Raw genomic sequence first — 20,088 nt, 5'->3', positions numbered from 1 at the left:
TATAGGGTATTATGTACAAGTTATATGGTATCGGGTATCAGGCATCGGGTATCAGGTATCGGGCCAATATCAGAAGCTGCAGCGTTAACAGATACTATACCAGAAGTTACTGAAATCATGGTAAAAAAGCTATAAATCCAGAAAGTCTGATGCCCACCTCTGCAGAAGCTGATACCCGATACCTGATACCTCATACCTTAATAAGACAGCTTCACACGGCCTACTTCCTGAATACGCTTCAGGGCCATTTGCATGGCAGCCTCCTGTGGGCCTATATTTTTGGCTTCTGCCTCATTTAAAATATTTAAGCAGATATCGTATACTTTTTCTGCTTTCTGGTAGGCACGCTCACGCTGGTAGTTGCCCTCGTACTCGGCTGCCACGTTGATAACACCACCAGAGTTGATCAGGAAATCGGGTGCATAGATAATGCCTCTTTCCACCAGCATCTGGCCATGCTTTTTCTCGTCTTTAAGCTGGTTGTTGGCGGCACCGGCAATTACCTGGCATTTCAGGCGGGATACGGTATCGTCGTTAAGGGTGGCTCCCAGTGCGCAGGGAGAGTAGATATCCAGGTCAAGGTCGTAGATGGCATCGCCCATCACTACCTCGGCACCAAAGCGGTTGGCTACCTGCCTCAGGCGCTCTTCGCTGATATCGCTGATGAACACCTGTGCATCTTCGTGGCGCAGGCGTTCTACCAGGTGAGAACCTACCTGGCCCACACCCTGCACCAGCACTCTTTTACCCCTGAGGCTGTCGTTACCCCAGGCCTTTTTAGCTGCGGCTTTCATGCCCAGGTAGGTGCTGTAGGCAGTAACAGGGGAAGGATCGCCACCGCCACCCATAATTTCGGGCAGGCCCGATACATAGCGGGTTTCCATGGCAATGTACTCGATGTCGGAGGTGCGGATGTTTACATCCTCGGCGGTTACATAACGACCACCCAGCCCGTTGATAAAACGGCCAAAGCGGCGCATAAAGGCCTCTGTTTTCTGGGTTTGGGCATCGCCAATGATCACGGCTTTACCACCACCCAGGTTCAGGCCCGAGATGGCATTCTTGAAAGTCATACCACGACTCAGGCGCAGCACATCAGTAATGGCTTCCTGTTCGTTCTTATACTGCCACATGCGGGTACCGCCAAGCGCGGGGCCCAGTGTGGTATTGTGAATGGCAACGATGGCTTTAAGGCCGGTAGCTTTGTCGTAGCAAACTACCAGCTGTTCGTGCTCCATTGCTTCAATTTGATCGAAGACACCTGTTTTTTCACGTGGCATTACTTCGTTTACTTCCACCATGTACGTATGTTTATGTTTAGATTACCTTTGCAACCCGGGTTAACCCGTATGGAAATGTGCTTTTATGCAATGACTTTTTGAAAAATCATGCAAAGCTATACCTTTTATAACTTTATTTCAAACGTTGTAGTAAGGTAAAACCAATTATTAATTCTATCGTTCCAGTGTAGCGTGAAAGCTCTTAGTTATATCAATAAATACCTCTTCCAGTACAAGCGTTACCTGCTCCTGGGTACCCTTTTTCTGGTTATCTCAAATATTTTTGCCATCATTCCGGCACAGGTTGTCCGCTATGCCTTCGACCTGGTAAAAGAAAACATAGATCTTTACCGGCTCTACGAAGGCTATGCCCTGCAGGAGTCTATTTATGAGCTGTTCACCAGTTCTATCTTTATATACGGCATAATTATCCTGGCCATGGCCCTGCTGCGGGGGGTGTTTCTCTTCCTGGTGCGGCAAACTATTATTGCCATGTCGCGCTACATAGAGTATGATCTCAAGAACGAGATTTACGCCCACTACCAGACCCTGCCCCTAAGCTTTTACCGCAGCCACAATACCGGCGACCTGATGGCGCGCATCAGCGAAGATGTGAGCAAGGTGCGCATGTACCTGGGCCCTGCCATTATGTACGGCATTAACCTGGTTACGCTTTTCGTGATCCTGATCCCGTATATGTTTACGATTAACGCACGCTTAACCATGTATGTGCTGCTGCCCCTGCCGGTGCTCTCCCTAAGTATTTATTATGTGAACAACCTGATAGAACAGCGCAGTACAGAAATACAAAAAGCGCTTAGCGGCCTCTCTACCTATACCCAGGAGGCATTCAGCGGCATCAGGGTACTAAAGGCCTTTGCCCGCGAAACAGACTCTGCCAATAAGTTTGATGTTTTGAGCAACGACTACAAGGATAAGGCGCTGCGCCTCACTTTTGTAAACGCACTGTTCTTTCCGCTCATTCTGGCGCTCATTGGTTTATCAATCATTTTAACAGTTTACATTGGTGGCCTGGAGGTAATGCGCGGCGCTATTACCACAGGTAACATTGCTGAATTTATCATTTATGTAAACCTGCTTACCTGGCCGGTAACCTCTCTGGGCTGGATCACCAGTATTGTACAGCAGGCAGCTGCCTCTCAGCAGCGTATCAACGAGTTCCTACAGACTAAAACGCACATAGTTTCTACCCAGGACCTGGAGCGGGAAATAGAAGGACGGGTGCATTTTGAAGAGGTAAGCTTTATATACCCTGACTCGGGCATACAGGCACTCCACAACATCAGCTTTAAGGTAGATCCGGGCCAGTCGCTGGCCATTATTGGCACTACCGGCTCCGGCAAAAGTACAGTTGCCAACATTTTGCTGCGCCTCTACGACCCCAGCCAGGGTAAGGTGTATATCGACGATACAGAAATTCAGGCCTACGACCTGCAAAGCCTGCGCAGCCAGATTGGTTACGTACCGCAGGATGTGTTCCTCTTCTCCGAAACCATCCGCAACAACATTGCCTGGGGAGAGCCGGGGCTAGATGAACAGACCATCCAGCAGGCCGCCGCCGATGCCGACCTGCTGGAAAATATTGACCGCTTCCCCAATGGCTTTGAAACCCGTGTGGGAGAAAGGGGCATTACGCTAAGTGGCGGCCAGAAGCAGCGCGTGAGCATTGCCCGGGCCATTGTGCGCGATCCCAAGATCCTGATCCTGGACGATGCCCTCTCTGCAGTAGATACCAAAACAGAAAACACCATTCTGAACAACCTTAAGCGCATCATGCAGGGGCGCACCAGCATCATCATCAGCCACCGGGTAAGCTCTGCAAAGCTGGCCGACCACATTCTGGTTCTCGACAATGGCCATATAGTAGAAAAAGGCAGCCACGAGGAGCTCCTGGAGCAGTCTGGCATCTACAAAACACTTTACGACAAACAGCTGCAGGAAGAAGCGGTGGAATGATGTAAGGAAAATCAGCAGACGAAACGGGAAAAGTCTAACTGGCTTGTTAACTTCGTGCTTTCCAATTACATAACAGCATTGACTACTCTTCTACGTTTCCTGATGCTTTGTGCTATGGCAGGCCTGTTCTCTGCCTGCGCCAGGTCTTTTCATAAGCCTGATCTTACTAATGCAGACTTCTCCCCTGCCGGCACAACCGAAAGCAGGCTGGATTTTGATATTACCCAGCAGCCACTCCCGTTTTCAGAACCCTTTGCCAGAAAGCTCAGCAAGCGCAACCTTAGCTTGTATGCCATACGGGCAACCAATTATACAAGCGATACAGTATGGCTTCAGCCCAATGATGTATTACTTTCTTCAGCCGGAAAAACATTATATGTAAGACCTGGAAAAGATGTTTACAAGGCCTTACGCCAGCCGGTAGCCGTGCACGCGCTGTGGTTCCTGCTAGGGCCTTTCGTTCGTACAGAAGGAGAAGAAAAAAAGCTGGACTACCACCCGCTGGGCCTGGCCCCTGCTGCCTGGGGTATTCTTAACGGCATTGTTGCCTACAGATCTAACCAGGAGGTTAAGGAGTTGGTACAGTACACCATGCCGGCCGGAGGAGCACCAATTGCGCCTAACTCCACCAGGTATCTCCTGATGCCTTTGCCCCTGAACACCGCTCCCAAATCAGCACCCATAGAACTTCGCTATACCGAAACCGAAAGACGCGCCGGTGGCCTCAGGTAAGGTTAGGCAGGCAGACTCAATAAAAAATCAGCGAACGGAAGTTGCAGGCTCCAGGGGCAGTTCTACTTCCAGGTGGCCGGGGCCATAGTATTTCTCCAGCAGAATGTGAGGCTGTATGGCTAAGCCATTTTCCCTGGCATGTTCTTCTGCCCGCTGCCGGAGTTTGTCGGGCGTGGGCCAAACCGATGAATGTGCATCAAGGCTCACTCTAATTGCTCTTTGCGCCTCTACCTCCATTATCTCGTAGCCCTCCGGTAGTTCTTTCAGCTGTTCTGTAGCGGGCAGCAGCACGCCTATGAACTGTTCTACCGTATCTTTATCTGTAACAGGTTCTTTAAGCACCGCAACTGTCAGCACACCTGGCAACTGACCACTCTCCCAGCGCTGACCCACTTCATCCAGTATATCCTGCAGGGCAGGATGCTTCAGGGTGCCCAGGTAATGCTTGCCCACCAGTGTATAGCCTCCCTCTACCGCTACCACTTCTACCTGAGGACTTTTAAAACCACCCAACAGCCAGTAAATGATTGCAGACACCAGCAGAACTGATGGAATAACGATGAAAAGGATCTTGCGAAAGGACATGGGTTTAATATGCTAATGAGCTAATTACAGAGCCACATGAAATCATCTGGAGTAGGCCTGCAAGTGACAGACAGAAGTAAAACGAATAGCAACAAAGATATTCAGCTTCTGCAGAAAAAGGTATCTTATATCTTAAATCAGTTATGGACTACTGAATTATTTACCTGCTGTGGTTAAATTACCAACCTCCCGATCAGCACATTAACTACCTACCACTTCTTTATACTGCATGCGGTAGAGCTGGGCATACCAGCCGCCTTTGGCCAGCAGTTCTTCGTGGGTGCCTTCTTCTTTAATCTCCCCCTGATCGAGCACAATGATCTTATCTGCCTTCTGGATGGTGCTAAGGCGGTGGGCGATTACAAGGGAGGTGCGGCCTTTCATAAGTTTATCAATGGCTGCCTGTATCATTTCTTCGGTTTCGGTATCTACCGAAGAGGTGGCCTCATCCAGTATGATGATGCGTGGATCATACACCAATGCCCGTACAAAGGAAATCAGCTGCCGCTGCCCAACAGAAAGAGTAGCCCCACGCTCCATTACATTGTATTCAAAACCACCGGGAAGGCGCTCAATAAATTTATCGGCGCCCACCAGACGTGCGGCTTCTTTCATCCGCTCCAGGCTAATATCAGGATTGTTGAGGGAAATGTTATTGTCGATGGTATCTGAAAACAGGAACACATCCTGCAGTACTACGCCTATGCTCTGGCGCAGGCTGGCCAGGTCAAACTCCCGGATGTCTCTTCCATCGATACAGATCTCGCCCCGCTGATACTCGTAGAAACGGTTCAGCAGGTTGATGATAGACGACTTACCTGCTCCTGTTGCGCCTACCAGTGCTATCATCTCACCTGGCTTAGCGCTGAAGCTAACATCTTTCAGCACCCATTCCGGCTCGTTATAGGCAAACCACACGCCTTTAAAATCTACAGCACCCTGCAGTTGCTCCGGTATATAACTTCCGGTGTCGGAAAGGTGTTCTTTGCTATCCAGCAGGTTCATGATCCGCTCTGAGCTTACTACCCCCATTTGCAGGGTATTAAAGCGGTCGGCAATCTGGCGGATGGGGCGGAAGAACATCTGGATGTAAAGGATAAAGGCTACCAGTACCCCAAGGGCAATTTCGGCATGGATTACCTGCCTGGCGCCATACCACACCAGCAAACCAATGCCCATGGCCTGAATAACCTCTGCCACCGGAAAATAAATGCTGTAGTAGAGAACCGAACGCAGGTTGGCGCGGCGGTGCTCCCTGTTAATATCCTTGAACTTTTCGTACTCACGCTTTTCGCTTCCGAAGATCTGCACAATGCTCATGCCCGTGATGTGCTCCTGCACGAAGGAGTTGAGGTTAGCCACGGCATTACGCACATCATTGAAGGTTACTTTAATCTTCTCCTTAAATACATAGGTACTGATGAGCAGCAGCGGCAGGGTGGAGAGGCACACAAGTGTTAAGCGCCAGTCGGTGTACAGCATAAAGCCAATGATGAAGAACAGCTGCAGCAGGTCACCTACAATGGCAGCTACCCCTTCGCTAAAAACAGAGGCCAGCGTTTCTATATCGGATACACTGCGGGTTACCAGCCGGCCAATAGGAGTACGATCGTAAAACTTAAGGCGCAGGCTTAGCAGGTGCCGGTAAAGGGAGGTGCGGATATCACGAATAATAAACTGCCCCAGCCAGTCGCTCATGTAGGTATGAAAGTACTGCACCACCGATTGCAGCAGCAGCAGCCCAACCAGGAGCAGCATCATATACTGCAGGCCGGCAAAATCGCCTACTGCTATGTTGTTGTCTATTGCTTTTTGAATAAGCCATGGGCGCAAAGGCGCCAGCACAGCCATGGCTATGGTTAGAAAAACCAGCACCCAAAACCTGCCTATATAAGGGCGCGCAAAGCCAAAAAGCCTCCGCAGCACCTTCCAGTCCATTATATTTCCACTTTTAATATCGCCTTCTGCCATGCGTACGTCAAAAGTATAGTACTAACACATACTCCAAAAAATATTATATGTTCCAACATTGAGTGCAGAACAATTGCTGCAAGTTACTCTTTTCCGGGATAAGGTTAGCCCGGAGGAGGCACAAAGATATGCTGCAGCATAAGCTAACAACGCCAGTTCATTAGCTTGTAACGTTAGCTATAACGTCTTAACCTGTTTTGGAGTGCCGGCAACCGCAAATAGATTTTGCTGTTTAACTACAAATAAATATCCTCGGGGTATTTTACTTCTACCAGGAACAGGCCATCGGCGGGGGCAGAGCGTCCGGCTTTGCTGCGATCGCGGCTCTCCAGTACCTCCTGGAACTCCAGCACCGACATGCGCCCCTGGCCTACCTGCAGCAGGGTACCCACAATCGCCCTTACCATGTTGCGCAAAAAGCGGTTTGCCGCCACATAGAAGACCAGATTCTCTCCCCCCCTATCTACCCAACGGGCCTCCCACACATGGCAGCGAAAGTGTTTTACGTTGGTGTGTATCTTACTGAAACACTCAAAATCTTCCCACTGCAGCATTAGGGCGGCAGCCTCGTTCATTTTCTCCACATCGAGCGGCCTGTGAAAGTAATAAACCTGCTTTTGTCTGAAGGGATCTTTATGCCGGCAGATGTGGTACTCATAGCGGCGGCTTAAAGCGCTGTAGCGGGCGTGCACCTCGGGCTTGACTGCGCGCAGGCTTTTGGCCCAAATATCAGGAGGCAGTACAGCATTGATCTTGTAAAGCCACTCCTCCAGCGCCGGTTCCAGCTCCTGCTCAACATCAAAGTGTAGCAGCTGCTGTAGGGCATGTACGCCAGTATCGGTGCGGCCGCTGCCCGTAATGCGTATGGGCTGCCGGAAAAGCTTGCCCAGGCCCTCCTCCACTTCGGCCTGCAGGGTGTGTGCATTATTCTGCAACTGCCACCCATGGTAGCGGGCTCCGTTATAGGCTATGTCAAGAAAGTATCTCAAAAGGGTGTTTTAGTATTGAGTAGTGGGTATTGAGTATATGGTACAGCTTGTATTGCAGGCTCCTGTCAATATACAATATACCATATACAAGTTTAAACCAGTTCAAAAATAACGGCAGCGCCCTGGCCTACACCTACGCACATGGTGGCAAGGCCGTAGCGGGTGTTGCGGCGTTTCATTTCGTGCAGCAGCGTGGCAGAGATGCGGGTACCGCTGGCGCCCAGCGGGTGACCAATGGCAATGGAGCCGCCGTTCACATTTACAATTTTAGGATCTAGCTCCAGATCGCGCATGCAGGCCAGGGCCTGTGCGGCAAATGCCTCATTCAGCTCTACCAGCCCGATGTCTTTGATGCTTAAGCCCGCACGCTTCAGGGCTTTTTGGGTTGCCGGCACCGGGCCGATACCCATATGGGCAGGGTCTACTCCAGCTACGGCTGCTGATACTACCCTGGCCATCGGTTTTAGGTTATGTTGCTTCAGTGTGGCTTCATTCACCAGCAGTGCAGCAGCAGCACCATCGTTAATGCCAGAGGCGTTGCCTGCCGTAACGGTACCCCCTGCCTTAAAGGCAGGCTTCAGCGTTGCCAGCTTCTCCGGACTGGAGAAGCGCGGGTGTTCATCTGTATCAAACGTAAGGCTGGTATTTTTTGGCTGGGGCACCTCAACCGGCACAATTTCCGCCCTGAACTTGCCGGCTTCATGGGCTTCTTTCCACTTCCGCTGGCTTTCGTGCGCAAAGCTATCCTGCTCTTCGCGGCTGATGCCCCAGCGTTCGGCTACGTTCTCGGCTGTTTCGCCCATGGTAAAGGGGTGGTACTCTTCAGAAAGCCTGGGGTTTGTAAAGCGCCAGCCAATGGTGGTATCGTACAGCTCCTGGCTGCGGCCCCAGGCAGCATCGGCCTTACTAAGTACAAAGGGCGCGCGTGTCATGCTTTCTACGCCGCCTGCCACATACGCTGCACCATCACCCAGCTTCAGAGCGCGTGATGCATCAATGATTGATTGCAGGCCGGAAGCGCACAGGCGGTTAACCGTTACGCCGCACACCTCAACAGGCAAACCTGCCATGAGTGCTGCCATGCGGGCAACGTTGCGGTTATCTTCGCCGGCCTGGTTGGCTGCACCCAATATTACCTCTTCCAGTACCGCTTTGGGCAAGTTTTTATTACGCTCCAGCAGCTTCTGAATTACGTCTGCGGCCAGGTCGTCGGGGCGAACAGTGGATAAAGCTCCTCCGAATTTGCCTACCGGTGTACGGATAATATCTAGAACAAATGCGCTTTCCATGTTTAAAAAGTGGTTTTTAGCCGGTTTCCTTTATCCTAAAAAAGGATTACCTTCGCGCAAGTTAACCAGATACAAAAGATGATACAACGGGTTCAAACCATATTTCTACTCCTCACGGCCCTGTGCATGGGCCTTATGTTTGGTTTTCCGGTATGGGAAAAAATTAGCTTAGCCCAAAGCCAGGCTGTGCAGGTAGATGCCTACCAGCTTACCCACTACACCTTTACCGGTACCGATACTGCTGTACAAACAGAAGTACTTTCCACCAGCAGCCTCTGGTATATTGCCCTGCTGGCCGGCCTTTCTGTAGTGGTAGCGCTGTTTGCTATTTTCCAGTACCGCAACCGCCTGCTGCAGATTAAGTTAGGAGCGCTTAATGCGCTGCTTATTGGTGGTACCCTGATTGCCTGCACCATCGCCACCTTCCAGGGCGATAAACTGATTACGAATGCCGAGGGCGAAGGCCACTACATGACTGGCTTCTGGCTACCAGCGGTAGCCCTTGTATTCAACCTGCTGGCAAACCGCTTTATCCGCCGCGACGAGCTGCTCGTTCGCTCCGCCGACAGGTTCAGGTAGGGGTTTAAAGTAGAAGCAAGAAGATAGAAGTTAGATGATAGACAATCATCGATAGATCGTAGAAAAAAAAGAAGCAGCTGATGGGCTGCTTCTTTTTTTATTAATAAGATGCACTTAATAGGTTAGTTGATACTGATCAGTCGGCTGTAGCTACCGATGCCTCATGCTTAGTACCTGATGCCTCATACCCGATGCCCTAATTAAACCTCGGCACTGACTGGGTCTGCATACGTTCTTCCAGCTCTGCGATCTGTCGCATGTACTCGCGTTCTTTACGCTGCAGCTCTTCCTGGGTGGCATTGAGCTCCTCCATGTTCTGCCGCATTTCTTCTTCCTGGGCACGCATCATTTCAGTCTGCTCCTGTGCCTGCTCCAGCAACTGCTGTGTTAAGCTGTTGATCCTGTTAGCATGCACGGTTGCGGCAATATCATTGCCCAGCTTCATCAGGAAATCTATAACGTGTGGCGGAAAGGGCTTAAAGGAAGCCAGTTCCAGCACGCCCATCACTTCCTCCTCATATAAGAGGGGCACCAGCAAAAGTGCTGATGGCGTTGCATCGCCCAGGCCTGAGGTGATAGATACATAATTCTGCGGAATTTTAGTAAGGTAGGTATAGTCACGCTCCAGGTAACACTGCCCCAGCAGGCCTTGCCCGGGAGCAACCTGGTGGTTACGGTATTTTTTACGGTCGTAGGCATAGGCGCTGCGCAAAACCAGCTGCACTTCCTTCCCCTCGCCCTCTGCCAGGTACAGCCCGCCCTGGTTTACGCCAATGTATTTGATCAATGATGCCAACAGGGTGTCATATAAGTGCTGCTCTCCATCATGCCTGCGCAAAACGGCTCCAAAACGCGAAAATCCTTCCGAAGCCCATGCTCGCCTGCGCTCTTCCTCCTGCGCTTTCTGCAGTTCCTCAAGGTTTTTATGCAGTTCCTCTTCCTTGTGCTGCATCTCCAGACGCTGCTCCTCTGCTTTTGATAATAAAACTTCGGATTGCTTGTCGGAAAGTAAATTCACATAGGCCAGTACTACCACATTTACAAAGTTAAGTGCAAATGCTATGGCCACTGTCATGTGGTACAGAATTCCGCTTCTGTACAGTGTATCATCTATAGGCAGCTCCAGCACATTGCGCAGGTAAGGAAAACAGGCAATAAGCAAAAAACATACTACAGATGGAAGGTACACATGGCTGCCTTCGCGCAAATCAAATAAAATGAAAGAAATGGCAGAAAAGCTAAGGGCCAGTAACATGGTTCCTACCAGGGGTTCCCCATCCGCTTTCACCAGGTAGGCCTGGTACAATATTGCCAGTGCCGTGGGTACGGTGCTCAATATAAACCTGCTGAAGGTGATAGCGCCAAAGAAATTCAGTGCCCCGGCACCCAAAATAACGAACACTCCTATCAGGGGAATGAAAGTCAGCTCTGGATGAAAAACCACACTTACCACCCAGTAAACCAGCGCAATAAACATCAGGGAAACACACACAATGTTGCTGGTCTGCACCTTATTTTTCAGGTACTGGGGCATTTCGGGCTTAACACCCATTTTCCAAAACTTATCAAAAGTTATATTCATCAGACTGTCTTGATTTTTTACACTAAAGACCACCAAAGTAACCACCCATTCTATTGCTAAATGCATAGATGTTCAGGAATATACATGCCCGGGTAAGATTTAGCAGAAAAATAAAATACCATATACCCTCTTTTATGGAGCAGCTCCAGCTGGCCTTACTATAGTGCTACACGCCTTGCCTCCCGCCGGATTTAATGGATACTGGTTTAAAAAGCAAACTACCTGATACGGCAGGTCATAAGCAGCCGTAAGCGCCTACTCCAGGGCAAATCCCTTAAACATTTTCCAGTACCAGGGCCGGTAATCTAACCACAGCACGCTTGCTTTCGTACCTTTATAGCAGCATTGAACAAATAAACAGACACGAGGATACTAACAATGGCGCAGGGGCATTCAGAGAATTATTTTGGCGAGTACCGCAATTTCTGGTGGAACAAGGGTTTTCTGAACCTGATGGCCAAACGCCTGAACCTGGCGCAGCACCACAGCCTGCTGGATGTTGGCTGCGGCCAGTGCCACTGGAGCAAGCTGCTGGTGCCGTACCTGGCAAAGCCCGCTTATGTTACCGGTATTGACAATGATACTAAATGGGCAGCCGAAGACCCTGAAATCCGCGCCTACTTTCACTACCACCAGGCAGCCTTTGAGGCAGTGGAGGGCAATGCGCAGGCCCTGCCTTTTGCTGATAACAGCTTCGATATGGTTACCTGCCAGACCCTGCTCATTCATGTACCCAACCCTAAAAGGGCCATTGCCGAAATGAAACGCGTACTGAAGCCGGGCGGTACTTTACTTTGTGCCGAGCCCAACAACCTGGTGCAGACACTCATTAAAAACTCACTCTCTGCCACCGACGATATAGAGGAGGTACTGGACCATGTAAAATATGCCCTGATTTGCGAGCGCGGCAAAAAGCGGCTGGGCCAGGGCGATAATTCCGTTGGTGACCTGGTGCCCGGCATGATGGCCGAAGCCGGCCTGCAGGACATAGAGGTGCGCTTATCGGACAAAGCCATTCCCATGTACCCACCCTACAATACACAGGAGCAGCAGGCAGCCCTGAAGCAGTGGAGCAGTGGCAGCGCCTGGCAGGGCACCCAGTACAGCGATTATGACTTTTTCAGGGCCTTTGGTGAGGAGTACCTCCAGTTTTATGAGGACTACCGGGCTCATTATGGCAGCAGCGGCAACCGTATGCAGGAAGCCATAGAAGATAAAGAGTACCACTCTGCCGGTGGCGCTATTATGTACCTGATATCAGGGGTTAAACAAAGCGAATAAAAACTAAACAGTTATGGATAAGCACGCTGACAAAAAGCTAAGGGAGCAGCTGGTAAAACACCTGAAAGGTGGTGAAGCGTTTATGACGGTAGATGAAGCCGTAAATAAAATTGAGTACCAGCAGCTGGGTTCGGTGCCCAATGGCCTTCCTTATTCTTTCTACCAGCTGTTTTACCACATGCGCCTGGCACAGCACGACATCATACAGTTTTCGCAGGATCCGGAGTACGAATCACCAAAATGGCCGGAAGGCTACTGGCCACAGGAAAAGGCACCACAAAGCCCGGAGGCGTGGCAGCAGCTAAAAGAAGATTACTTTCGGGAAAGGGATGAGTTTTGCCAGTATTTGCTTAATCCCGCCAACGATCTGTTTGAGCCGTTCTCTTTCGGCTCGGGGCAAACGCTGCTGCGCGAGGCCATGCTCATTATAGAACATAATGCTTACCACAACGGCCAGCTGCTGGTGGTGCTCCGGCTGCTGGGCCTGCATGGGTAGATGGAGCATTTTGTAAAACTGCCCATACCCTAAGGAACAAAAAAGGCCTGTCACCGGCAGCACGGAGGCTATAGATGACAGGCCTGATCAGCTTTGCACACTTACTGTTGCGCCACTTCGGTTTTTACCTTTTTGGGCTTCAGCTCTTCAAAAAAGATATCGTCGTTGGGCACTTCAAATTCCAGCCCGCTAACTTCCATGTTATTATCAGTAGTGAATTTAAGAGTACCAAAGGTAAACCAGGCATGCGGCTGGTCCCACTTGATCTCCCACACATCGTAATGCCAGTGCGAAAGGCTTGCCGATAAATCCGGCGAATGCTCAAACGCCAGCTTGAGCTCACCATTTTCCTGTCGCACCACTATGTTTCCGTAAATATCAGCATGATAGGTGCCGGTATAGGCCTGCAGCGGCAGCGAAGGTTTTGTGTTGGCTATACGCTTCTTTTTAATGTCTTCGATTCGGGTATCTGCCTGCAGGCGTTTGTTGGTCCTGGGCAGCATATCTGCCGACCAGTCTTTTCCTTTAATGCCCAGCAGCGCATCCAGGGTTTGATTGGTAACAGCTCCGATAGGGCTCTTAGGCCCGTTGGTTAGTACCACTACACCAGCATTATTATCGGGCAGGAGGGTTACTGCGGTAATCATGCCATCGTAGCCACCGGTATGCCATACCCGAAGGTTTCCATGATAATCATTCATAAACCAGCCAAGCCCGTAAGCATGGAAATTCTGGTTGAAGTTATACATGGTGGTATGGTCTACAGTAAAATTATTATGTGGGGTCCAGATCAGGTTTCTGGATGCTTTGGTAAGCAGGGTGTCTCCCTGCCAGATGCCATGATTCAGGTTAAAGATCATCCATTTGGCAACATCATTCACACTGGAGATAATGCCCCCTGTGGCGCCTACTGTTTCCCAGTCTACCCAGGAGATGGGTACGTTGGTTTTGCCATCGGGCATGGCATGTGGAATTGCGTAGTTTCCCTTTTCTTCCAGCCCGGAAATACTGGTAATGGTGCGGTCCATACCCAGCGGCTCCAGTATCCGTTCCCTTACATTCTCGCCCCAGCTTTTGCCTGTTACTTTTGCTATGATCTCTCCTGCGGTAATGTACATTAAGTTGGAGTAGCCAAAGCCCGCCCTGAAATCGTACGACTGGGGCAGGTATTTCACTCTTTTGATCATTTCTTCGGCAGAAAGTTCTGACTTGTACCAGATAAAGTCTCCGCTGAAAGTACCCAGCCCCACGCGGTGGCTAAGCAGATCGCGAATGGTTACCTGCTGGCTGATGTAGGGATCATAAAGCTCAAAATAAGGCAGGTGTTGCTGCACCTTATCGTTCCAGGAGAGTTTGCCCTCCTGCACCAGCATGGCGATAATGGCCGAGGTAAATGCTTTTGAATTAGAGGCAATGGCATAGAGTGTGTTGCCATCAGGCCTTTCTGACTTGCCTGCTTCTTTAACACCATAGCCTTTGCTGAAAACAAGCTTACCATCCTGTACAATGCCTACGGTCATGCCGGGGATTTCCCAGTCCTGCACCACCTGCTCGTAGTACTTATCCAGCTTTTTAAGATCTAGCCTGGCGGGCTTGGTCTGCGCATACAGAACCTGGCAAAAGAGCAGGATGGGAATTAAAAAAAGTGCTGATTTCTTCATACTGATCGTTAAGTCCGATTTCATATTAGTAAGAGGGCCAGCGCTACAGGATTTGCAGCAGGCTGGCGATGAAAGATAATAGTTTGCCGGGAGACTAACAAAGCGCTGCAGGGCCAGCAGCAGCTTTCAGTTTAGGCCCAAAGGGGCACCTCCGGGCAGTTTTATCCGGCTTATTTGCCTATAGACTTTTCCATGAGTATGCGCCATACATTCATGTGCAGCCACTCATCGTAGTTTTTCAGGTGCTGATATTGGGGCAGCTTTACCCTTTGTGGAATCTCAAAGAAGGGGGTATTACTGCTTAATTCTTTTTCCACGGCAGCATAAAGAGCATCGAAATAGTTTTGAACCAGGGTAACATCGTTGCGGTTGCCAATGGCTCGTTCGTGGGCCATGTATACTGTATTGAAGGGCAGCGCCTGTATTTTTTTAAGGTCTTCCACCCAGTCTTTAGGTGAAGCATCGGGCAGGTAGGCGTACAGCACCCGGTCTGGCACCACCAGGTCTATAATAAAAACTGCATTGTATTCCGGAAAGCGGAAAACGGTCATGCCATTGCCATGGTTGCGGCCAAAGTAGTAGAGCTCCAGGCTTTTGCCCCCGGTTTTGAACAGTGCCTTATTTCCACGCCAGGTACTATCTGGCATAATTACGGCAGGATTGGGGGAGATTTCTTTTTTAGCCTCCTCGTGGCTTATAAACTTAGCACCCTGGTCTTTAAATATTTTACCTCCGCTGATGTGATCCCAGTGGTTGTGGCTATAGAAAACATAGCGCACCGGCTTATCTGTAAGCTGCCTGATGGCACTCATGGTGGCTGCAGCATGGGCAGAATCCAGGGGGTCTATCACAATAACGCCGGCATCGGTAATATAAAAGCAGGAGAAGGTGCGGTCGCCTACAAAATAGAGATCTTCCTGTGCTTTGATGGTGCTGTAGCCTTGTGAAAAAGCACCCACCGGCCAGCATAACAGCCCGGTAAGCACCATGTAAATCAGAACAAGACTCTTTCTCTTCATGCCTTTACACCATATGCAGACGCTTTTTCCAGCTGCTCCATATCTGCTTTACTTAGCTCCAGCCCGGCAGCTTCTGTAAAGGCCTGCAAATGCCTGCTTTTGGTGGCACTGGCTATGGGTGCCGTTACCCGTGGATTGTTTATAAGCCATGCCAGGGCAACAGCTGCCTGCGAAACTTTATGCTGTTCCGCTAAAGCATCGAGCGCAGCCAGTACTCGCTTTCCTCTTTCATCGAGGTACTTCTTTACGCCACCACCACGAACGCTCTTGTCAAGATCGTCTTCACTGCGGTACTTACCACTTAAAAAGCCGCTTGCCAGGGAATAATAGGTGATCACGCCCAGGCCTTCGTCTTTGCAAAGGGAGGCAATACCCTCTTCAAAATCCCGGCGGTCGTAGAGGTTATAACCGGGCTGAAACACCTCATAGCGCGGAAGTCCATCTCTTTTACTGGCCTCCAGCGAAGCCTTAAGCCGCTGGGGTGAGAGGTTGGAGGCACCAATGTAACGTACTTTTCCTGCCTCAATCAGCTTTTGATATGCGCCCAGGGTTTCTTCCACAGGGGTTCTGTCATCATCCCAATGAGTAAGGTAAAGATCGATGTGATCGGTTTGCAGCCTTTTTAACGAATCATCTGCAGCCTTGAGGATATGCTTTGCTGAAATATCTTTGTGGCCCTGGCCCATATCAGAGCCCACTTTTGTGATAAGAGTCACTTGTTCCCGCCTGGCATGTTCTTTCATCCATTTACCAATAATTGCTTCAGACTCGCCCCCTTTGTTTCCCTGGGCCCAGCGGGAATAAGCATCTGCTGTATCGATGGTGTTAAAACCGGAGTCAAAAAACTCATCCAGTATGTTGAAAGATTCTTTTTCATCCAGGGTCCAGCCCAACACATTACACCCAAAAACAATGGGAGCCGTGTAGAGTGCCGTATTTCCTAATTGCCTTTTTTCCATTTTATTATCTGCTTTAGATTTAAGTAAAGCACTGCTGCATTAACCTGCTTACAGCTCAAAAGCACTGATGTGAGAACAGCCGTAATGATGCACTTGCTTGCTTTACAATTAAGGTTTCAACAAAGAAACAGGACTACACCCTCATGGTTTATCTTTACATGAGCAGCAGATAGCTAAAGCAATATAAGGGAGTAACATTGGCAGCCTGATGAACCAGCTACAGGCTACCCTGGCATGGTGGCTTTCTTTCCAGCCCACACCACCTGGTGCAGCCTACAACAGTGATAGTAGCGCTTAAACAAACGGCGTACATCAAACAAATAAAGCTTCGTTTATGGATGTACGAATCAGAACGTATTACCGGATTATCTCCAGCTCTCTTAACATAGCCCTGGTAACATCTTTGCGGCAGGGGCCAAAGCTGGGGCTGTTAAATTTTCGGTCCTGGTAAAGCCTGGTGGCAAAAAAGTAAACACCCTGCTCTGTTTCGGCATAGCCTACCCACCAGCCTAAATTCATACCTCCCTCCCGGGTCCAGCCGGTTTTTGCCCTTATTTTGTAGTCAGCTGTTTCTTCGGTTAGCATTACCTTTTTTAAGATATCGGTGCTGCGCTTGGAAAAAGGGCTCTTCCCCTCATACACATTTCGCAGAAACTGAACCTGCTCAAGCGGACTTACACCAAAGGAACCGAAGTTCCAGAAATCTTCGCCCTCCTGCTCTAAGTTCCCGTTGCCGTACCCAGTGGCCTTCAGGTAATAGGCATAGCGGTCTTTCCCTATCTTTTTTGCCAGATCAAGAAATACCCATACTGCCGATAGCTCAAAAGCTTCCTTAACCGTAAGGTCTCTGCTGATCTCGGGCCGGTTGCCGTATAGGGTGGTATCTGTTTCGCCCGTCCAGATCATCACTTCATTTTCATCCCTGACCAGGCCCTCCTCTAAAGCAATCAGCAGGTTAATGATCTTAAAGGTAGATGCCGGCAGCGCCTCCCTGTAGATTTCAGCAGAGTCGCTTATAATCCATTTGCCCCTTTGCTGGTCGTAAATGGTGATACTACCTTCCAGGTGCTCGTTACATGCTTTTAGATGTTTTGAAAGATCTTCCCTGACAATAAGGGAATCGGCAGCACCGGGTGCATCAGCAGATACTGCATCATCAAAAGATGCTGTAGGCTGGGCTGGGGGTGGTGGCTGCTGAACACTGGAGGTGCATTGTGCAAAAAAAGCCAGTAGGCAAAGTAAAAGGCAGGTTCTGTCTATCATAAAAATTATCTGGCCCCGGGTAACAAGAAGTGGCAGCTGCGAAAATAAGCGCCCTGCCCCTGATTAGGGAGATACTGATGAAAAATTTATAGCGGAAAAACAAAATTCCGGCAAAGCAGAACCAACCTTTTGTTAAAAGCTCCTGTCACTCCAGATATAGAGGATATATTTTATCACACACTCAAAAAAGCCCCGCTTCTATGAATAATATTTACTTTCCCGGCATCAGGCCCTGGAGCCTCCTTCTGGCCCTGCTAGCATTTTGTATAACAGCCTGCGACGACAAGGTAGAGTACACCCGCGTTTACACGGTTTATGAACCTGTTTACACAAGCCCTGAAGAAATTAGGGCTTCTTTTGCCGTGGAAGAAACTCCCAGGATACTTCATGATCCGGGTAAGATCTACATCTATGGCGACTACCTGTTCATCAACGAACCGGGAGAAGGCATCCATGTGGTAAACAATACCGACAAAGCAAACCCCATGAACATCAAGTTTATCAGCATTCCGGGCAATTTTGATATGGCGGCAAAAGACGGGGCTTTATATATAGACAGTTACATGGATTTGCTGGTGCTGGATATTCGCGATATCCACAACATCAGCATTACCAGCCGGACGGAGAACATTTTTGCAAATGCAATGACCGCAGGCACCTACGATCCGCAAAGGGGCATTGTTACCGATTGGGAAGAGCGTGAAAAAATCGAGGTATCCTCTGGTGACTTCAACGGAAATTTCCCCTACTACTTTCCCTACGGTGGCGTGTTTTATGCTGCAATGGATGCTTCTTCCCTACCCCGCTCATCCACAGCTCCAACACAAAGTACCACAGGCATTGGCGGATCTATGGCAAGATTCACCATTGCAGGAGACTACCTTTATACTATCGATAACAGCAATCTTTACACCTTTAACATACAAAACCCCGAAACACCTACGCAGGGAACTACGGTACAGATTGGCTGGGGCATTGAAACAGTATTTCCATACAACGGCAACCTGTTTATAGGAGCACAGAATGGCATGCACATTTTTAGCCTGCAGAATCCGCAAGCACCCAGGAGGCGCTCTACCTTTAGCCACGTGGTAAGCTGCGACCCGGTGGTGGTACACGATACGCTGGCTTATGTAACACTAAGAGGCGGCACCACCTGCCGTGGAGTAGTTAACCAGCTCGATATTATCAACATCAAGAACCTTGAGGCACCGGAGCTGCTGGTATCTCACCCCATGCAAAGCCCCTATGGCCTGGCCTATGAAGATGGGCTCCTGTTTATTTGCGAGGGCGAGCATGGCCTGAAGGTATATGATGTATCAGATATTTATAAGGTGAACACCAGTTTACTCGATCATGAAACAGGCATAGATGCCTATGATGTAATTCCCTACCAGGATGTGCTGATCATGATTGGCCGTGAGGGCTTGTACCAGTATGATTACAGCGATCCTACCGATCTGAAGCTACTTAGCCGCCTTACCATAGAAAGAACAAAACCCATCAACTGATGCAAACATACTTTAGGATTGCAGCTTTCTTTAGCCTGGCTTTTTTTGCCCTGTGTACTCCTGCATCTGCACAGGATTACAGGTACAAAGCCAGGGTAGTGCTCATGAATGGTGATGTACTCAACGGCCAGATCTCCGAACGCTGGTCAGGCGGTAATCTCTACCTCTACTTATCAGAAAAAACCTTTGTGCAAATTGACTCCTCCGATATCAGGAAAGTAAAGCAGGAGCAACTGAATGGACAGAAGCTGGAGAATAGTTTTAGGAATGCAGGCATTAGGGGTGCCTATGGAAAGCAGCAGGGGTTTTACCACCATAGCTTTGCGGGCCTTTCGTTTGGGGAGGATGAAACCGGCAAAAGCCTGGGCATGGTGAATGGCTATCGCTTTAATAAGCTTTTTGCTTTGGGGCTTGGGGTAAACTATGACAGGTTTGAGCAGGCTTCGGTACTGCCCATATATCTTCAGCCCAGGCTGTATGTTAAAAATGATAAGCTGAGCCTATATGCTTTTAGCGACTTGGGCTATAGCGCCGGCTGGCAGAACAAAGGTGTAAACAATGATTTTCTGGAGATGCGCGTTAAAGGAGGGCTGATGGGGCAGGCAGGCATAGGCTACCAGCTCAACTTTGCCAGATCGGCCCTCAGCTTTACGCTTGGTTATAAGCTGCAGCAAATGGAAGTACATTCAGAAGTGTATTACTATCAATTTATTGAAAGCGGTGAACAACCCATCAGGGCAAAGACAATGGACATAAAGGAGGAAAGGCTTATCAGGCGGGTGGCTTTTACCGTTGGCTTTATGCTGTAAACAGCCTTTGCTCCTACATTTACAAGTGAAACCCTGGTTATTTGGCGGCTGCTGTGTTATAAAACTGCAGCCGTTTTTTTTACCAGGTAATTCTAAAGTCACTAT

At 49.4% G+C, this 20,088-nt stretch carries 17 protein-coding genes; 7 read left to right on the top strand and 10 right to left on the bottom strand.

Annotated elements, in window-relative coordinates; genetic code table 11:
• Window positions 1–197: 197 nt before the first annotated feature.
• Window positions 198–1,301, bottom strand: a complete 1,104-nt coding sequence (locus tag KWJ01_RS11525) for a Glu/Leu/Phe/Val dehydrogenase (RefSeq protein WP_224996598.1) — start codon at window positions 1,299–1,301, stop codon at window positions 198–200.
• Between the two features lie 171 nt (window positions 1,302–1,472).
• Here KWJ01_RS11525 and KWJ01_RS11520 point away from each other — a divergent pair, with 171 nt between their 5' ends.
• Window positions 1,473–3,257: an ABC transporter ATP-binding protein gene (locus KWJ01_RS11520; protein ID WP_224996597.1), complete on the top strand. Its 1,785-nt coding sequence runs from the start codon at window positions 1,473–1,475 to the stop codon at window positions 3,255–3,257.
• 78 nt (window positions 3,258–3,335) lie between these two features.
• The gene (locus KWJ01_RS11515) at window positions 3,336–3,989 is read left to right on the top strand and encodes a hypothetical protein (protein ID WP_224996596.1); all 654 of its coding nucleotides are present in this window, start codon (window positions 3,336–3,338) and stop codon (window positions 3,987–3,989) included.
• A 27-nt stretch (window positions 3,990–4,016) separates the two neighbouring features.
• On the opposite strand, the gene KWJ01_RS11510 is transcribed toward KWJ01_RS11515, so the two are convergent.
• The 4 genes from KWJ01_RS11510 to KWJ01_RS11495 form a co-directional block, all read right to left on the bottom strand.
• Window positions 4,017–4,574, bottom strand: coding sequence for a hypothetical protein (locus KWJ01_RS11510; protein ID WP_224996595.1), 558 nt, complete (start codon window positions 4,572–4,574; stop codon window positions 4,017–4,019).
• A 201-nt stretch (window positions 4,575–4,775) separates the two neighbouring features.
• Window positions 4,776–6,545, bottom strand: coding sequence for an ABC transporter ATP-binding protein (locus KWJ01_RS11505; protein WP_224996594.1), 1,770 nt, complete (start codon window positions 6,543–6,545; stop codon window positions 4,776–4,778).
• A 236-nt stretch (window positions 6,546–6,781) separates the two neighbouring features.
• Window positions 6,782–7,534 (bottom strand): tRNA pseudouridine(38-40) synthase TruA, encoded by a 753-nt coding sequence (truA, locus tag KWJ01_RS11500; protein WP_224996593.1) that lies wholly within the window; start codon window positions 7,532–7,534, stop codon window positions 6,782–6,784.
• Between the two features lie 92 nt (window positions 7,535–7,626).
• Entirely contained in the window at window positions 7,627–8,823 is a 1,197-nt protein-coding gene (locus KWJ01_RS11495; protein ID WP_224996592.1) for an acetyl-CoA C-acyltransferase, read from the bottom strand.
• A 78-nt stretch (window positions 8,824–8,901) separates the two neighbouring features.
• Between KWJ01_RS11495 and KWJ01_RS11490 the strand changes: the two genes are divergently transcribed.
• Entirely contained in the window at window positions 8,902–9,402 is a 501-nt protein-coding gene (locus tag KWJ01_RS11490; protein WP_224996591.1) for a DUF4293 domain-containing protein, read from the top strand.
• A gap of 196 nt (window positions 9,403–9,598) precedes the next feature.
• Here the strand turns inward: KWJ01_RS11490 and KWJ01_RS11485 are convergent, their stop codons facing one another.
• Window positions 9,599–10,984 carry a GAF domain-containing protein gene (locus KWJ01_RS11485; protein ID WP_224996590.1) on the bottom strand — a complete coding sequence of 462 codons (1,386 nt, stop codon included), beginning with the start codon at window positions 10,982–10,984 and terminating at the stop codon, window positions 9,599–9,601.
• 378 nt (window positions 10,985–11,362) lie between these two features.
• On the opposite strand from KWJ01_RS11485, the gene KWJ01_RS11480 reads away from it, so the two are divergent.
• Entirely contained in the window at window positions 11,363–12,265 is a 903-nt protein-coding gene (locus KWJ01_RS11480; protein WP_224996589.1) for a class I SAM-dependent methyltransferase, read from the top strand.
• Window positions 12,266–12,278: 13 nt separating this feature from the next.
• Entirely contained in the window at window positions 12,279–12,761 is a 483-nt protein-coding gene (locus tag KWJ01_RS11475) for a DinB family protein (RefSeq protein ID WP_224996588.1), read from the top strand.
• Between the two features lie 101 nt (window positions 12,762–12,862).
• Here KWJ01_RS11475 and KWJ01_RS11470 read toward each other — a convergent pair whose 3' ends face one another.
• From KWJ01_RS11470 to KWJ01_RS11455, 4 genes are all read right to left on the bottom strand, one after another.
• On the bottom strand, window positions 12,863–14,422 hold the full coding sequence (locus tag KWJ01_RS11470) for a serine hydrolase (protein WP_224996587.1): 1,560 nt from the start codon (window positions 14,420–14,422) through the stop codon (window positions 12,863–12,865).
• A gap of 170 nt (window positions 14,423–14,592) precedes the next feature.
• Complete coding sequence (locus KWJ01_RS11465; protein ID WP_224996586.1) at window positions 14,593–15,441, bottom strand: MBL fold metallo-hydrolase; 849 nt, start codon at window positions 15,439–15,441, stop codon at window positions 14,593–14,595.
• Window positions 15,438–16,400, bottom strand: coding sequence for an aldo/keto reductase (locus KWJ01_RS11460; protein WP_224996585.1), 963 nt, complete (start codon window positions 16,398–16,400; stop codon window positions 15,438–15,440). Before KWJ01_RS11460 ends, KWJ01_RS11465 begins: the two co-directional genes overlap by 4 nt.
• A 357-nt stretch (window positions 16,401–16,757) precedes the next feature.
• The gene (locus KWJ01_RS11455; protein ID WP_224996584.1) at window positions 16,758–17,663 is read right to left on the bottom strand and encodes a penicillin-binding transpeptidase domain-containing protein; all 906 of its coding nucleotides are present in this window, start codon (window positions 17,661–17,663) and stop codon (window positions 16,758–16,760) included.
• 200 nt (window positions 17,664–17,863) lie between these two features.
• Here KWJ01_RS11455 and KWJ01_RS11450 point away from each other — a divergent pair, with 200 nt between their 5' ends.
• Window positions 17,864–19,174 (top strand): LVIVD repeat-containing protein, encoded by a 1,311-nt coding sequence (locus tag KWJ01_RS11450; RefSeq protein WP_224996583.1) that lies wholly within the window; start codon window positions 17,864–17,866, stop codon window positions 19,172–19,174.
• Window positions 19,174–19,983, top strand: coding sequence for a hypothetical protein (locus tag KWJ01_RS11445; RefSeq protein ID WP_224996582.1), 810 nt, complete (start codon window positions 19,174–19,176; stop codon window positions 19,981–19,983). Before KWJ01_RS11450 ends, KWJ01_RS11445 begins: the two co-directional genes overlap by 1 nt.
• The last annotated feature ends 105 nt before the right edge of the window (window positions 19,984–20,088 follow it).

Origin of the sequence: Cesiribacter sp. SM1, assembly GCF_020178975.1 — a bacterium.
Classification (GTDB): Bacteria; Bacteroidota; Bacteroidia; order Cytophagales; family Cyclobacteriaceae; genus Cesiribacter.
Note: the sequence above shows the minus strand (reverse complement) of the source record. Positions and strands in the feature narration are given on the sequence as shown.

Excerpts from the sequence above, each read along its gene's own strand:
- KWJ01_RS11525 (WP_224996598.1), bottom strand. The coding sequence starts at position 1,301 with ATGGTGGAAGTAAACGAAGTAATGCCACGTGAAAAAACAGGTGTCTTC.
- KWJ01_RS11510 (WP_224996595.1), bottom strand. The coding sequence starts at position 4,574 with ATGTCCTTTCGCAAGATCCTTTTCATCGTTATTCCATCAGTTCTGCTG.
- KWJ01_RS11505 (WP_224996594.1), bottom strand. The coding sequence starts at position 6,545 with ATGGCAGAAGGCGATATTAAAAGTGGAAATATAATGGACTGGAAGGTG.
- KWJ01_RS11495 (WP_224996592.1), bottom strand. The coding sequence starts at position 8,823 with ATGGAAAGCGCATTTGTTCTAGATATTATCCGTACACCGGTAGGCAAA.
- KWJ01_RS11490 (WP_224996591.1), top strand. The coding sequence starts at position 8,902 with ATGATACAACGGGTTCAAACCATATTTCTACTCCTCACGGCCCTGTGC.
- KWJ01_RS11485 (WP_224996590.1), bottom strand. The coding sequence starts at position 10,984 with ATGAATATAACTTTTGATAAGTTTTGGAAAATGGGTGTTAAGCCCGAA.
- KWJ01_RS11480 (WP_224996589.1), top strand. The coding sequence starts at position 11,363 with ATGGCGCAGGGGCATTCAGAGAATTATTTTGGCGAGTACCGCAATTTC.
- KWJ01_RS11475 (WP_224996588.1), top strand. The coding sequence starts at position 12,279 with ATGGATAAGCACGCTGACAAAAAGCTAAGGGAGCAGCTGGTAAAACAC.
- KWJ01_RS11470 (WP_224996587.1), bottom strand. The coding sequence starts at position 14,422 with ATGAAGAAATCAGCACTTTTTTTAATTCCCATCCTGCTCTTTTGCCAG.
- KWJ01_RS11465 (WP_224996586.1), bottom strand. The coding sequence starts at position 15,441 with ATGAAGAGAAAGAGTCTTGTTCTGATTTACATGGTGCTTACCGGGCTG.
- KWJ01_RS11460 (WP_224996585.1), bottom strand. The coding sequence starts at position 16,400 with ATGGAAAAAAGGCAATTAGGAAATACGGCACTCTACACGGCTCCCATT.
- KWJ01_RS11455 (WP_224996584.1), bottom strand. The coding sequence starts at position 17,663 with ATGATAGACAGAACCTGCCTTTTACTTTGCCTACTGGCTTTTTTTGCA.
- KWJ01_RS11450 (WP_224996583.1), top strand. The coding sequence starts at position 17,864 with ATGAATAATATTTACTTTCCCGGCATCAGGCCCTGGAGCCTCCTTCTG.
- KWJ01_RS11445 (WP_224996582.1), top strand. The coding sequence starts at position 19,174 with ATGCAAACATACTTTAGGATTGCAGCTTTCTTTAGCCTGGCTTTTTTT.